This is a genomic window from Bartonella sp. Raccoon60, assembly GCF_002022585.1.
GTDB classification, from domain to species: domain Bacteria; phylum Pseudomonadota; class Alphaproteobacteria; order Rhizobiales; family Rhizobiaceae; genus Bartonella; species Bartonella rochalimae.
Genome location: NZ_CP019786.1, coordinates 243,774 through 256,922 on the forward strand (window position 1 = coordinate 243,774; position 13,149 = coordinate 256,922).

The following is a 13,149-nucleotide window of genomic DNA, read 5'->3' on the forward strand; positions in this document are numbered from 1 at the left end:
CCAGTTTAGATAAAATTACTTGACCGCAAAGGCTTGTTCTTGTGGAATAACATGGAAAAATTGGATATGAGAGATGGCGTAACAAGATGATTATTGGCGCTTAATAACTGTGTCGTTTCTCCATAAAAAGCATGCTGTTTATGGATATGAATCATTTGTGGAAAATATTCTTGAACAATAAAAGGATCATGAAGCGCTATAAGAATTGTGCGGCCTTTTTGTTGCCAATGAGTGATCAGTGTTAGGAGATCCTTTTGGGTTTTAAGATCCACACCATTGAAAGGTTCATCAAGCAATATAATATCCGAATCTTGGACAATAATACGTGCAAAAAGAGCACGTTGTAGTTGTCCATTTGATAGTGTATTCAGGGAGCGGTGAGCGAGCGCTGCAAGCCCAACTACTTCTAGCGCATTTTGAATTTTATATTGATAGGAACGCTGGCTTTTCCATAATCCACAGAAAGACCATAGTCCCATTTTAACGAGCGTTTCTACATCAGCTGGGAATGTTCGATCAATATCACAGTATTGACCTAGGTAAGCAATGCGGCTTTTTGTGAGTTTTGTAATTTTACCACTGATAGGTTTAATTAATCCGGCAATAGTTTTGAGAAGTGTAGATTTCCCAGAACCGTTATCACCGGTTATGGCGATTAATGGATTTGTTGTCAGTTTTGCTGAAAATTTTTTTATAACAATTCTGTTTGTGTAACCGAATGTCACATTGTTGAACTGTAAGCTCATATTGATACCATTCTCTATCTTTTAATATTTTAAAAGGTTATGTTATATAATTACATATGTCAATAAAATATTATATTATTTTCTTATGTTTTTAAGAGACTTTGCATGGTAATGGGAAGATCGTGGAAAATTAAAAATAGCTTTGAATTTCTCTTGACGAAATCATGTGTATGTATACTATATATAGTACTAAAATGATCGGTGATTCAAAATAAACGCTAAATGTGAATACATTGTTCATTTTATTGAAACTAGATTATTTCACAGTAAAGTGTTATTATTTTTAGAGTAGCAGTTCAATTAAAGTATCGCCTTAGGGGAGTTTTTTTGTTCATTGTCTGTATATTAAAGTTTTTTGCGATGAAAAACAGATGAAGACGCTAAAAAAATGGCTGCAAAGGCTACGAGGTTAATTGGCTTTATGATACGTTTAATTAAAAAATAGCGAAACAAGAAAAATGCTAGTGAATAGTTGTTGTGTAACGAAGAACAGTTATTAGGATCGCAAGGCCTTTCTTCGTTTGTCCTATGTTTTTTAAAGAAAATGTAGTGATTTAAAGATGCGTTCGACAGTTTATAAGTCATTTTAACTAAAATATGACTAGGCGTTTTGTATGTAATTATTGTGTAAATATTGTGAGATTATCAGAATTAATGTTTTTCTGAGTTATTTTTTTTGAATTGTGAAAGTTGAAAAGAATGATCACTATTTATAGTAAACCATCTTGTGTTCAATGTGATGCTACCTGTCGTGCTTTTGATGCTAAGGGTATTGATTATAATGTTATTGATATTTCTTGTGATGAACAAGCGTATAATTTTGTTCAGTCTCTAGGATATCGCCAAGTGCCTGTAGTGATTTGCGGTGATAATCATTGGTCGGGTTTTAGACCAGATATGATTAATGGTCTTTGTAGCTAATGGGGCTTATTGTTTATTATTCGAGTGCAACGGGTAATACTGAATATTTTGTTTCTCAGCTTGGTCAACGGCTTTTCAAAATTGATAAAAAAAATCCGTCAATATTGGTTAGAGAGCCGTATGTGTTAGCTGTACCTACTTATGCAGATGGTGAAGGTAGATTGGCTGTGCCAAAAGCAGTTATTCATTTTCTTAATGAGGAGGAAAACCGCAAATTGGTTCGTGGTGTCATTGGTGGCGGAAATCGTAATTTTGGTCGTTATTATAATTTAGCGAGCAAGATCATTGCAGAGAAATGTTGTGTACCTTGCCTCTATCGTTTTGAGCTGCGAGGAACTAAGGAAGACGTTATTTGTGTTAAAAAAGGATTGGAAAAGTTTTGGAAACAACAAGTGTAAAAAAACTGGAGACGCCAGATCAAATTACAGATTATCATGCACTCAACGCAATGCTTAATCTTTATGATGAGAATGGTCATATTCAATTTGATATGGATAAACTTGCTGCTCGGCAGTATTTTCTCCAGCATGTTAATCAGAATACGGTTTTTTTTCATAATTTAAAGGAGAAAATAGATTATTTGATAGAAGAAAAGTATTATGAGAGAGAATTATTTGAACTTTATGATTTTTCTTTTGTCAAAAAGCTTTTTAAGCGTGCTTATGCATTTAAATTTCGTTTTCCTACTTTTCTGGGTGCGTTCAAATATTACACGAGTTACACGTTAAAGACTTTTGATGGTAAGCGCTATCTTGAACGTTATGAGGATCGTGTTTGTCTTGTTGCTTTATATTTAGCACAAGGGAATAAATCCCTTGCTGAGGGCTTAGTTGGTGAAATTATTACGGGACGGTTTCAACCAGCAACACCAACATTTTTGAATGCGGGCAAGAAGCAAAGAGGAGAATTGGTATCGTGCTTTTTGTTACGCGTTGAAGACAATATGGAATCGATAGGCCGTTCGATTAATTCAGCCTTACAGCTTTCTAAACGCGGTGGAGGTGTGGCCCTTTGTTTAACGAATTTGCGAGAAGCAGGGGCACCAATTAAGAAAATAGAAAATCAGTCATCGGGTGTTTTACCTGTGATGAAAATGTTAGAAGATGTCTTTTCTTATGCTAATCAACTTGGTGCGCGACAAGGCGCTGGTGCTGTTTATTTACATGCACACCATTTAGATATTATGAAATTTTTGGATACAAAGCGAGAAAATGCTGACGAAAAAGTCAGAATTAAAACGCTTTCACTTGGTGTTATTATTCCTGATATCACTTTTGAGCTTGCTCGTAATAATGAGGATATGTATCTTTTCTCATCGTACGATATTGAGCAGGTTACAGGAAAACCTTTTAGTGATATTTCTTTGACGGAGCATTATCGTTCTTTTGTTGATAATTCAAAGATACGCAAAAAGAAAATAAGTGCGCGGGTTTTCTTTCAAACGTTAGCAGAAATTCAGTTTGAATCAGGATATCCATATATTTTATTCGAAGATACCGTCAATCGGGCAAATCCAATAGCAGGCCGTATTAGTATGAGCAATTTATGTACAGAAATTTTGCAAGTAAGTGAAGCAAGTGAACTGGAAACAGATTTAACTTATCGTGCTGTTGGCAATGATATATCTTGTAATCTTGGCTCGATGAATATTGCAAAAGCAATGGAGAGTGACAACTTTGGGAGGACAGTGGAAATAGCTGTGCGTGCCTTAACAGCTGTTTCTGATATGAGTAATATTGCTTGTGTGCCTTCTATTGCAAAAGGCAATGCCGAGAGTCATGCGATTGGTTTGGGGCAAATGAACTTGCATGGTTTTCTAGCACGTGAAAAGATCTATTATGGAACACCGGAAGCAATTGATTTTACTAATATCTATTTTTATACAGTTACATATCACGCATTACGTGCTTCTAATTTAATTGCGCGTGAACGTAAGGAAGTGTTCGTAGGATTTGAAAAATCAGCTTATGCAGATGGACATTTTTTTACAAAGTATATTGATAAAGAATGGAAACCGCAATTTGAACTAGTACAAAAGCTTTTTACGCGTAATAATATCGTTATTCCGAACCAAAAAGACTGGCAAGAGCTGAAGCAATTAGTTGCTCAATATGGGCTTTATAATCGCTATCTTCAGGCTGTACCACCTACGGGATCTATTTCCTATATTAACTATGCGACTTCTTCTATTCATCCGATTGCTTCGAAGATTGAAATTCGCAAAGAGGGAAAAATTGGACGTGTTTATTATCCTGCCCCTTATATGGATAATACGAATTTAGAGTTTTATCAGGATGCTTATGAAATTGGGCCTGAAAAAATTATTGATACTTATGCTGTTGCTACGCAGCATGTTGATCAGGGGCTTTCGTTAACGTTATTTTTTCCAGATACAGCAACTACACGTGACATTAATCGTGCGCAAATTTATGCCTGGAAAAAAGGCATAAAGAGCCTTTATTATGTACGGTTACGGCAGATGGCATTGAGTGGAACAGAAGTTGATGGTTGTGTTTCATGTAGCTTATAGGAGATGATTATATGACCAAAATTACAACAAAAAATCCTGTTGTTTGTGCTGTAAATTGGAATAGACTCTATGATGAAAAAGATCTTGAAGTTTGGAATCGTTTAACTGGTAATTTTTGGTTGCCTGAGAAAGTACCGTTGTCCAATGATATTCCTTCATGGGCTAGTTTGACTGAGGAAGAACGAAAACTGACAATTCGTGTTTTTACAGGCCTTACTCTCCTTGATACGGTTCAGAATACTGTGGGTGCTATTTCTCTTATGGCCGATGCTGTAACAGAACATGAGGAAGCAGTATTAACTAATATTGCATTTATGGAAGCAGTTCATGCACGTTCTTATTCCTCTATTTTCTCAACTTTATGTTCGACAGTGGAAGTTGATGATGCGTTTAGATGGTCGGAAGAAAATACCTATTTGCAGAAGAAAGCGAGATTAATACTTGAACATTATGAAGCAGATGAACCACTAAAGAAAAAAATTGCTTCGACTTTCCTTGAGAGTTTTTTATTTTATTCTGGTTTTTATTTGCCCATGTATTGGTCAAGTCGCGCTAAGCTGACGAACACGGCTGATTTAATTCGGCTTATTATTCGTGATGAGGCTGTTCACGGTTATTATATCGGCTATAAATTTCAATTGGGGTTTGCAAAACTTGATGAAGCTAAAAAACAAGAAATAAAAGATTTTGCTTTTAATCTACTTTTTGATCTTTATAATATTGAGTGTAAATATACTGAAGATCTTTATGATGCTATTGGGTTGACAGAAGATGTTAAGGTTTTTCTTCATTATAACGCAAATAAAGCATTAATGAACTTAGGCTTTGAGGCTCTTTTCCCGCCTGAAGTGTGCCGTGTTAATCCTGCCATTTTAGCAGCTTTGTCACCGAATTCTGATGAAAATCATGACTTCTTTTCGGGATCAGGTTCTTCTTATGTTATTGGTAAAGCAGTAGCAACTGTCGACGAGGATTGGGCATTTTAATGCGTGAAGGAAAAAAGAAGTGCACGGGGTATTTTATTTAAATCTTCGCGTATTTTAAGACATTTAAATCCATTTTTTTCAAATAAATCACGAACTTTTTTTTCTTGAGAATAGCCAATTTCAACGGCGATATAACTTTTCTCTTTTAAATAATTCGCTGATTCATAAGCCAATTTTCGATAAAAATAAAGGCCATCTTCTCCACCATTTAGAGCGCGCCAAGGGTCGTGTTGGCGTACTTCTTTTGCAAGGTTTTTAATTTCTTTTTCTGGAATATAAGGCGGATTAGAAATAATGAGGTCAAATTGCCCTTTGATGGAATCAAACCAATTACTGAGAAGAGGTGTAAAACGATGGGCAACATTCGCATGCTGTGCATTTTTTGTAGCTGTTTTTAAAGCATCTTCGGAAATATCAACAGCTACAGCATAGGTTTGAGGGATTTGTTTGAGAATCGCAATAGCGATAGCTCCACTTCCTGTTCCCATATCAAGCAATGTAGCTTGTTCTGATTTCTCTAGATGTGATTTGAGGATTGGTAAAACAAGATCAACGAGTGTTTCTGTATCAGGACGTGGTTCTAACGTATCTTTAGACAAAGTAAATGGTATACCATAAAATTCTCGTGTTCCGATAATACGATAGACCGGTTCACCTGCAATACGTCGATTTATAGCTTGTTCTAATTGTACGAGCTGTTGAGAAGATAGATACATATTTGGTTGAAGAATTCTATCAGATGCAGTGGTTCCTGTTATCCATTCAACGAGTATTTTTGCGTTAAGATCGGCTTCAGAAATTCCTTGATGGCGCAATTTTTCTTGTGTTGTTTGGATGACCTTACTAAGCGAATGATCATTCATCTACTATGATCCATTTCAGTAAGGAGCGTTGTCTGATGATCAGAAATGAGTGCATTAATCAACTCATTTAAATCTCCTTCCATGATACGATCAAGTTTATAGAGAGTCAGATTAATACGATGGTCAGTTACTCGTCCTTGTGGAAAATTATAGGTACGGATACGTTCTGATCGATCACCAGAACCAACTTGAGTTTTTCGGGATGCTGAACGTTCACTCTCTGCTTTTTGCCGTTCAATATCGAATAAACGCGCACGTAAAATTTGGAGAGCGCGTGCGCGATTTTGATGTTGTGATTTTTCTGCTTGAACAACCATAATTCCTGTTGGAATATGCGTAATACGAACAGCTGAATCAGTTGTATTGACATGTTGCCCACCAGCACCAGATGCGCGCATTGTATCAATACGGATATCTTCTGGGCGAATTTCGATATCAATTTCTTCTGCTTCTGGTAAAACTGCAACAGTGGCGGCAGATGTATGAATGCGTCCTCCTGTTTCTGTTTCAGGGATGCGTTGCACGCGATGGACACCTGATTCAAACTTAAGCTTGGAAAATACACCTTTTCCTGAAATGGTTGCAATAATTTCTTTATATCCACCAACTTCACCATCACTCAAAGAAATGATTTCAACTTTCCAGTTGTGAGTATTTGCATAACGTTCATACATACGAAAAAGATTTCCTGCAAAAAGTGCTGCTTCTGATCCTCCTGTTCCTGCTCTAATTTCAATGATAACACTTTTTTCATCAGCAATGTCTTTAGGCAAAAGAAGAATTTGGAGTTCTTGCTCAAGTTCTTGAATTTTTTGAGATAATGATGATAGCTCTTCTTGAGCTAAATTACGCATTTCTGTATCTGTTTGTGTATCACTTATTATAGTTTCGAGCTCTGCTATTTCTTTATGGAGAGAATTTAATGTTCGTATAGGAGCTATAATTGGCTGTAATTCTGCGTATTCGGACGCTAGTTTTACATATGTTTCCGCATTTGGATTCTCAGCCATTTGGCTTTCGATTATTTTGAAGCGTTTTTCAAGTTGCTTCATGCGGTCTTGTGGCAAAGAAACCATGGCAATATTGGCCTAATTTATTGAGTGTTAGATAGTTGATAATATTATATATTATATTATTACAGGGGGTGATAAAGAAGAAAAATGCTCTTGCCAACCAAATTTATAGAATTTTAAAATAAATTTATGTAAAAATTTGGTGTGCATAAATAATATTTTTCATTATACATATGGGTCTATTAATTTAGGAATTGCGTTTTTTCCCGTAAATTTCAAGACGATGATAAACAATATCATAACCAAGGGAATGGGCAATTTCTTCTTGCAGTTTTTCAATGATAGCAGAATGAAATTCAATAGCTTCTCCTGTGTCTATATCAATAAGATGATCGTGATGCTCGCCTTTTGCTTGTTCAAAACGAGAAGGTCCTCCATTGAAGATATGGCGATGAATAGTTCCATTTTCTTCTAATGTTTTCATTGTGCGGTAAACAGTTGATAGCGAAATACTAGGATCTATTTTATGAACACGTTGAAAAATTTCAAATGCATTCGGATGATCATCTGTGTCGGCTAAGACGTCAAAAATAATACACCTTTGACGTGTTACTCTTAAGCCGGCAATTCGTAATTCTTTTTCATAAGTTTGTTTATTCATTTAATTATTTGACTTTTCAGATAAATGATCCATGACAATGCTTATATTTTTTGCCTGAACCACAAGGGCAAGATTCATTTCGTCCAATTTTTCCCCATGTTGTTGGCTCATTAGGATTGCGTTTTTCGGGATTAACTAACCTATTTTCGTTTATCTGTGCCCATGCTGTGGTGTTATTTTTTGCATTCTGAGTATTAGAAGGATACTGGGAGCGTGATCTTTCAGGTGTTTGCGATTCTACGGGTTTTTGAATAATTTCAAAATGCATGAGTTTAGAAATAAAATTTTTACGGAGATTGATAAGCATAGTTTGAAAGAGTTCGAATGACTCTGTTTTATACTCATTGAGAGGATCTCGTTGTGCATAACCACGGAAGCCAACAGCAGAACGTAAATGATCTAAATGAACCAAATGCTCACGCCATAGTGTATCAATTGTTTCAAGTAGTATAGCTTTATGAAAATAAGCGATTATTTCTGGGCTATAGCGTTCAGAGCGTTCCTTTTCAAATTTTTCAACAGCCTTTGTTATGCGTTCTACAATTTGCTCTTCAGCAATTCCTTCTTCGCTTGCCCATTTTTCTATTGGAAGGTTCAAATTAAAAATCTGATATAGTGCTTTTTGTAAATCTTTCACATTCCATTTTTCTGCGTATGCTCCATATGGAATGTGGGTTTCTACTAGATCTTCAATGACTTCATTACGCATTTCAACAGTCATTTCAGTTAAATTTTCCGTATTCATAACTTCCATGCGTTGTTCGAAAACAACTTGGCGTTGATTGTTCATGACATCGTCATATTTTAAAAGATTTTTACGAATTTCGAAATTTCGTGCTTCAACCTTTTTTTGAGCTTTCTCAAGAGCTTTATTAATCCATGGATGGGTAATGGCTTCATCTTCTTTTAGTCCAAGCTTTTGCAGCATACTATCCATACGGTCAGAACCGAAGATACGCATGAGATCATCTTGAAGAGAAAGAAAAAATTTTGAACGTCCAGGATCACCTTGGCGACCAGAACGACCGCGAAGTTGGTTATCAATTCGACGACTTTCGTGGCGTTCAGTAGCAATAACATAAAGACCCCCAGCAGCTAATGCCTTCTCTTTCAGTTGTTGAACATCTTTCTTGATTTCTTCAATTTTAGCAGTTCGTTCTGGGCCTTCAGGTACATTCTGCAATTCTTGCCGAATACGTATTTCAACATTACCACCAAGTTGTATATCGGTACCACGACCGGCCATATTGGTGGCGATAGTCAACGCTTTAGGAACACCTGCTTGTGCTATAATATGTGCTTCCTGTTCATGATAACGAGCATTTAAAACTTGAAAATCAGTGATACCTTCTTTCCGTAAGCGCTCTGCTAACTGTTCCGACTTTTCAATAGAAGTAGTTCCAACCAGAATAGGTTGTCCTTTTTCGTGAGCTTGACGAATATCGCGAACAATGGCTCGATATTTTTCTTCTGCTGTTCGATAAATTTCATCATCTTCATCGCGGCGTTGAACAGGTAAATTTGTAGGAACTTCAACAACCTCAAGATCATAAGTATTACTAAATTCTTCAGCTTCCGTTGTAGCTGTTCCAGTCATACCGGATAATTTTTTATACATACGAAAATAATTTTGAAAAGTAATAGAAGCTAAGGTCTGGTTTTCTGGTTGGATAGTGACATGTTCTTTGGCTTCTAATGCTTGATGTAATCCTTCAGAGTAACGTCGTCCTGGCATCATACGACCAGTAAATTCATCAATGATAACGACCTCACCATTTCGGACAATATAATCTTTATCACGGATAAACAATTTATGCGCTTTCAGAGCATTATTAACATGGTGGACAATTGTAACGTTTTCTATGTCGTAGAGGCTTTCATTTTTGAGATGTCCAGCTTTTTTTAGCATTTCCTCAATTTTTTCAGTACCAATTTCAGTAAAAGTTGTGGTTTTTTGTTTTTCATCTATTTCGTAGTCTTCTGGTGTTAGGAAAGGAATAAATGCATCAATAAGATTATAAAAGTCAGTACGATCTTCTAAGGGACCAGAAATAATAAGAGGGGTTCGTGCTTCATCAATAAGAATTGAATCAACTTCATCAATAATTGCATAATAGTGACCACGCTGTACCATTTGGTTACGGTCAAAAGCCATATTATCGCGAAGATAATCAAATCCTAATTCATTATTTGTTGCATAAGTAATATCACATGCATAAGCTGCTCGGCGAGAATCATTATCAAGATGATTGAGAATAACACCAGTTGTCATACCTAAAAAATCGTAGATTTTACCCATTGTTTCAGCATCACGACCAGCAAGATAATCATTAACTGTAACAACATGGACCCCTTTTCCTTCTAGGGCGTTAAGATATACTGGTAAGGTTGCCATTAATGTTTTACCTTCACCAGTACGCATTTCAGCAATTCCTCGGTTATGAAGAACCATCCCACCAATAAACTGTACGTCAAAAGGGCGCATGCCGTAAACACGTTTTGCTGCTTCACGGACAGTTGCAAATGCTTCTGGTAATAGCGAATCAACCGTTGCACCTTCAGTTAATCTTTTACGAAACTCAGCAGTTTTTTGGCGTAATTGCATATCGCTTAATTTTTGCAATTGTTCTTCTAAGGCATTAATCTGTGTTATTTTTTGGCGAAATGCTTTAATACGGCGTTCATGAGCCGAACCAAAGAATTTATGCGCAAGAGCACCTAAGTTGACCATTTCTGGTCCTTTCTTTCATTTGTTATCACCATAATGGGTGTTTATTGAATTGTATCTATGGCTCTGCACCGTCTAAAACGTTTGGTATAATTAGACGCATGCAGTGCTTTATGGTAACTGACGTATAATGTTTTTTCATTTTTTATAAAATAGAGATTAAGGGGCTAAAACCATTGTGTCAACTTTAGTGATATTATTTGAATAATTAAGGTATGAAGTAATTTAGGGTATAATGTGACATTTTTCTATATTATCATGTTTTGTATTATCTGGAATCAAAATGTAATAAAATGGAAGGATCATTTTTTATTTTTGTGAAATAAAATTTATCTATGTTTAGATTTTAAAGTGCTATGGTAAAAAAATTAAATTTGAAAGTACATTGATTTTAAAAAGGGAATATATTTATGAGATTCAATTTTAGGGTACTATGTTTGGCCTCAACTTTATTAGTTGGCATACATGCCGGTGTGATAGCTCAAGAAAGCGTAAAGTCTGCAAAAAATGATTTAAGTACTTTGGAGAACGCTGCTGAAAAACCAGTTCCTCTTTCTCATGTAATAGCAGTGATTGATGGGAAAAATATTACGGCCGGGCAGTTAGATGAGCTAGCACTCGAAATAAATCCTAATTTAGTTCGTGTTCCAGATGAAAAACGCCGTGTAACAGTCTTAAAAGCGTATTTAGATATGCAGGCACTTGCTAAAGCAGCACTGCAGAAAGGTCTAGATAAGACAGAAGCCTATGATAAACGTATGGCAATAATGCGTGATAATATTCTTCAGCAGCTTTATTTTAAAGAGATGGTTGTTGATAAAATTGCAGATGCTGATGTGAAAGCTCTTTATGATAAGGAAATTGCTGCTTTACCTAAAGAAGATGAAATCAAAGCGCGTCATATTTTAGTCAAAACAAAAGAAGAAGCAGAAAAAGTTATTAAGCGTTTGAATAAAGGTGAAAGCTTTGAGGAAATTGCAAAAAAAGACTCAACAGATGGTTCTTCTGCCGTTGGTGGAGATCTTGGCTATTTTAGTCGCGGTCAGATGGTTAAGCCATTTGAAGAGGCTGCATTTAATTTGAAGGTGGGAGAATATACTAAAAAACCTGTTGAAAGTCCATTTGGTTGGCATGTTATTAAGATAGAGGATCGTCGTTTAAAACAACCTCCTGTCTTTGATGATGTTAAGGATGTATTGCGTACACAGCTTATAAGAGAACATTATCAAACACTTATTACCGATTTACGGGGTAAGATTAATGTAGAGTATCCTGATTCTAATATTGCAAAACACATGCAATCGCTTAATGAAAATGAAGCACCATTTCTAGGTGAAACATCCAATGTAGAGGGTGGGGAATAATTTTTTTATGCTGGGTCATTTTATAAAGCCCAGCACTTTTATTAAAGTATATTCAATTGCATTTATGGAAAAGCATTTAATGGCTGTAAAAATATCGCCTTTTTCACATAAACAACCACCAGAACTTCCACTATTATCCGGTGTGCGGATAGCTACAGCTAAAGCTGGTATTAAGTATAAAGATCGTACAGATCTTCTTTTAATTGTATTTGATAAGCCAGCTAATGTGGCAGGTGTTTTTACACGTTCAAAATGTAGATCTTCCGCTGTAGATCATTGTCGTGCGTCCCTTCTTCATGGGATTGCTAGAGGTCTTGTTGTTAATTCTGGCAATGCCAACGCTTTTACGGGGCACAAAGGTAAGCAGACGACAAATGCAATAGCTCATTCTGCATCTAGTATTTTGAAAGCGAGAGAAGATGAAATTTTTATAGCTTCTACGGGTGTTATTGGTGAGCCAATGGATGAGGCTTGTATTTTAAATCTTTTACCTGATATGGCTTGTACAGCAGAGGAGGGATGCTGGTTAGAAGCTGCGAAAGCTATTATGACAACTGATACGTTTCCAAAACTTGCAACGCGTCAATTTGACTTTGGGGGAGAGCTTGTTACTATTAATGGGATTGCAAAAGGTGCTGGTATGATTGCACCAGATATGGCAACGATGCTTTCTTTTGTGGTAAGCGATGCAGCGATTTCTTCAGATATACTCCAAATGATGTTATCAGAGGCTGTTCAGGAAACTTTTAATTCAATTACTGTTGATAGTGATACTTCGACGTCTGATACATTAATGATCTTCACAACAGGAAAAGCGAAGAGTTGCCTTCCTTGTTTGACAAGCCAATCAGATCCTCGTTATTGGATATTTGTAAAGCACCTGCGTGAGCTTTTGCACGAACTTGCATTACAAGTTGTTTGTGATGGTGAAGGAGCTCGCCATTTAATTGAGGTATCTGTTATTGGTGCTACAACAAATAGTGCTGCTAAGACTATTGCTTTATCAATTGCAAATTCACCACTTGTAAAAACAGCTATTGCAGGCGAAGACGCTAATTGGGGAAGAGTTGTTATGGCGATTGGTAAGGCAGGTGTTGAAGCAGATCGTGATCGATTAAAAATTTGGTTTGGTGAACATCGTTTGGCTGTTAATGGTGAACGTGATCCTCATTATAGTGAGGAAGCAGTGAGTGCTTATATGAAAGGTCAACATATTAAAATTTGTGTTGATATTGGTCTTGGAAGCGGAAAAGCAACAATTTGGTCTTGTGACTTAACAAAAGAATATGTTGCGATTAATGGTGATTATAGAAGTTGATTCATAAAATATAAACTCG

The 13,149-nt window shown here is 36.2% G+C and carries 11 protein-coding genes; 6 read left to right on the plus strand and 5 right to left on the minus strand.

The features are described from left to right. Positions 1 to 5: 5 nt before the first annotated feature. Positions 6 to 746, minus strand: a complete 741-nt coding sequence (locus Bra60_RS00970) for an ABC transporter ATP-binding protein (protein ID WP_078697995.1) — start codon at positions 744 to 746, stop codon at positions 6 to 8. Positions 747 to 1,445: 699 nt separating this feature from the next. On the opposite strand from Bra60_RS00970, the gene nrdH reads away from it, so the two are divergent. From nrdH to nrdF, 4 genes are read left to right on the plus strand one after another with little or no spacing between them, the layout of a single operon-like run. Next, complete coding sequence (gene nrdH / locus Bra60_RS00975) at positions 1,446 to 1,667, plus strand: glutaredoxin-like protein NrdH (protein ID WP_035006273.1); 222 nt, start codon at positions 1,446 to 1,448, stop codon at positions 1,665 to 1,667. Next, entirely contained in the window at positions 1,667 to 2,065 is a 399-nt protein-coding gene (gene nrdI, locus Bra60_RS00980; RefSeq protein ID WP_035006272.1) for a class Ib ribonucleoside-diphosphate reductase assembly flavoprotein NrdI, read from the plus strand. The genes nrdH and nrdI overlap by 1 nt, the downstream gene beginning before the upstream one ends. Beyond that, the gene (nrdE, locus tag Bra60_RS00985) at positions 2,047 to 4,197 is read left to right on the plus strand and encodes a class 1b ribonucleoside-diphosphate reductase subunit alpha (protein ID WP_078688329.1); all 2,151 of its coding nucleotides are present in this window, start codon (positions 2,047 to 2,049) and stop codon (positions 4,195 to 4,197) included. The genes nrdI and nrdE overlap by 19 nt, the downstream gene beginning before the upstream one ends. 11 nt (positions 4,198 to 4,208) lie before the next feature. Further along, a complete protein-coding gene (gene nrdF / locus Bra60_RS00990) occupies positions 4,209 to 5,183 on the plus strand; it encodes a class 1b ribonucleoside-diphosphate reductase subunit beta (protein ID WP_035006270.1) in 975 nt (324 codons plus the stop codon). Here nrdF and prmC read toward each other — a convergent pair. The 4 genes from prmC to secA form a co-directional block, all read right to left on the minus strand. Continuing rightward, complete coding sequence (gene prmC, locus Bra60_RS00995) at positions 5,180 to 6,046, minus strand: peptide chain release factor N(5)-glutamine methyltransferase (RefSeq protein ID WP_078673588.1); 867 nt, start codon at positions 6,044 to 6,046, stop codon at positions 5,180 to 5,182. The two genes, nrdF and prmC, sit on opposite strands and share 4 nt — an antisense overlap. After that, on the minus strand, positions 6,043 to 7,122 hold the full coding sequence (gene prfA / locus Bra60_RS01000) for a peptide chain release factor 1 (protein ID WP_035006268.1): 1,080 nt from the start codon (positions 7,120 to 7,122) through the stop codon (positions 6,043 to 6,045). The genes prmC and prfA overlap by 4 nt, the downstream gene beginning before the upstream one ends. A 184-nt stretch (positions 7,123 to 7,306) precedes the next feature. Next, positions 7,307 to 7,720: a Fur family transcriptional regulator gene (locus Bra60_RS01005; RefSeq protein WP_078697996.1), complete on the minus strand. Its 414-nt coding sequence runs from the start codon at positions 7,718 to 7,720 to the stop codon at positions 7,307 to 7,309. Positions 7,721 to 7,736: 16 nt separating this feature from the next. After that, the gene (secA, locus tag Bra60_RS01010) at positions 7,737 to 10,451 is read right to left on the minus strand and encodes a preprotein translocase subunit SecA (RefSeq protein WP_078697997.1); all 2,715 of its coding nucleotides are present in this window, start codon (positions 10,449 to 10,451) and stop codon (positions 7,737 to 7,739) included. Between the two features lie 407 nt (positions 10,452 to 10,858). Between secA and Bra60_RS01015 the strand changes: the two genes are divergently transcribed. Both Bra60_RS01015 and argJ read left to right on the plus strand, forming a co-directional pair. After that, positions 10,859 to 11,812 (plus strand): peptidylprolyl isomerase, encoded by a 954-nt coding sequence (locus Bra60_RS01015; RefSeq protein ID WP_035006265.1) that lies wholly within the window; start codon positions 10,859 to 10,861, stop codon positions 11,810 to 11,812. A gap of 79 nt (positions 11,813 to 11,891) precedes the next feature. Then, positions 11,892 to 13,130 carry a bifunctional glutamate N-acetyltransferase/amino-acid acetyltransferase ArgJ gene (argJ, locus tag Bra60_RS01020; RefSeq protein ID WP_078688333.1) on the plus strand — a complete coding sequence of 413 codons (1,239 nt, stop codon included), beginning with the start codon at positions 11,892 to 11,894 and terminating at the stop codon, positions 13,128 to 13,130. Positions 13,131 to 13,149: the final 19 nt, after the last annotated feature.

What these genes read in the sequence shown, in the direction of transcription:
- Bra60_RS00970 (WP_078697995.1), bottom strand. Translation starts at nt 746, where the DNA reads ATGAGCTTACAGTTCAACAATGTGACATTCGGTTACACAAACAGAATT.
- nrdH (WP_035006273.1), top strand. Translation starts at nt 1,446, where the DNA reads ATGATCACTATTTATAGTAAACCATCTTGTGTTCAATGTGATGCTACC.
- nrdI (WP_035006272.1), top strand. Translation starts at nt 1,667, where the DNA reads ATGGGGCTTATTGTTTATTATTCGAGTGCAACGGGTAATACTGAATAT.
- nrdF (WP_035006270.1), top strand. Translation starts at nt 4,209, where the DNA reads ATGACCAAAATTACAACAAAAAATCCTGTTGTTTGTGCTGTAAATTGG.
- prmC (WP_078673588.1), bottom strand. Translation starts at nt 6,046, where the DNA reads ATGAATGATCATTCGCTTAGTAAGGTCATCCAAACAACACAAGAAAAA.
- prfA (WP_035006268.1), bottom strand. Translation starts at nt 7,122, where the DNA reads ATGGTTTCTTTGCCACAAGACCGCATGAAGCAACTTGAAAAACGCTTC.
- Bra60_RS01005 (WP_078697996.1), bottom strand. Translation starts at nt 7,720, where the DNA reads ATGAATAAACAAACTTATGAAAAAGAATTACGAATTGCCGGCTTAAGA.
- secA (WP_078697997.1), bottom strand. Translation starts at nt 10,451, where the DNA reads ATGGTCAACTTAGGTGCTCTTGCGCATAAATTCTTTGGTTCGGCTCAT.
- Bra60_RS01015 (WP_035006265.1), top strand. Translation starts at nt 10,859, where the DNA reads ATGAGATTCAATTTTAGGGTACTATGTTTGGCCTCAACTTTATTAGTT.
- argJ (WP_078688333.1), top strand. Translation starts at nt 11,892, where the DNA reads ATGGCTGTAAAAATATCGCCTTTTTCACATAAACAACCACCAGAACTT.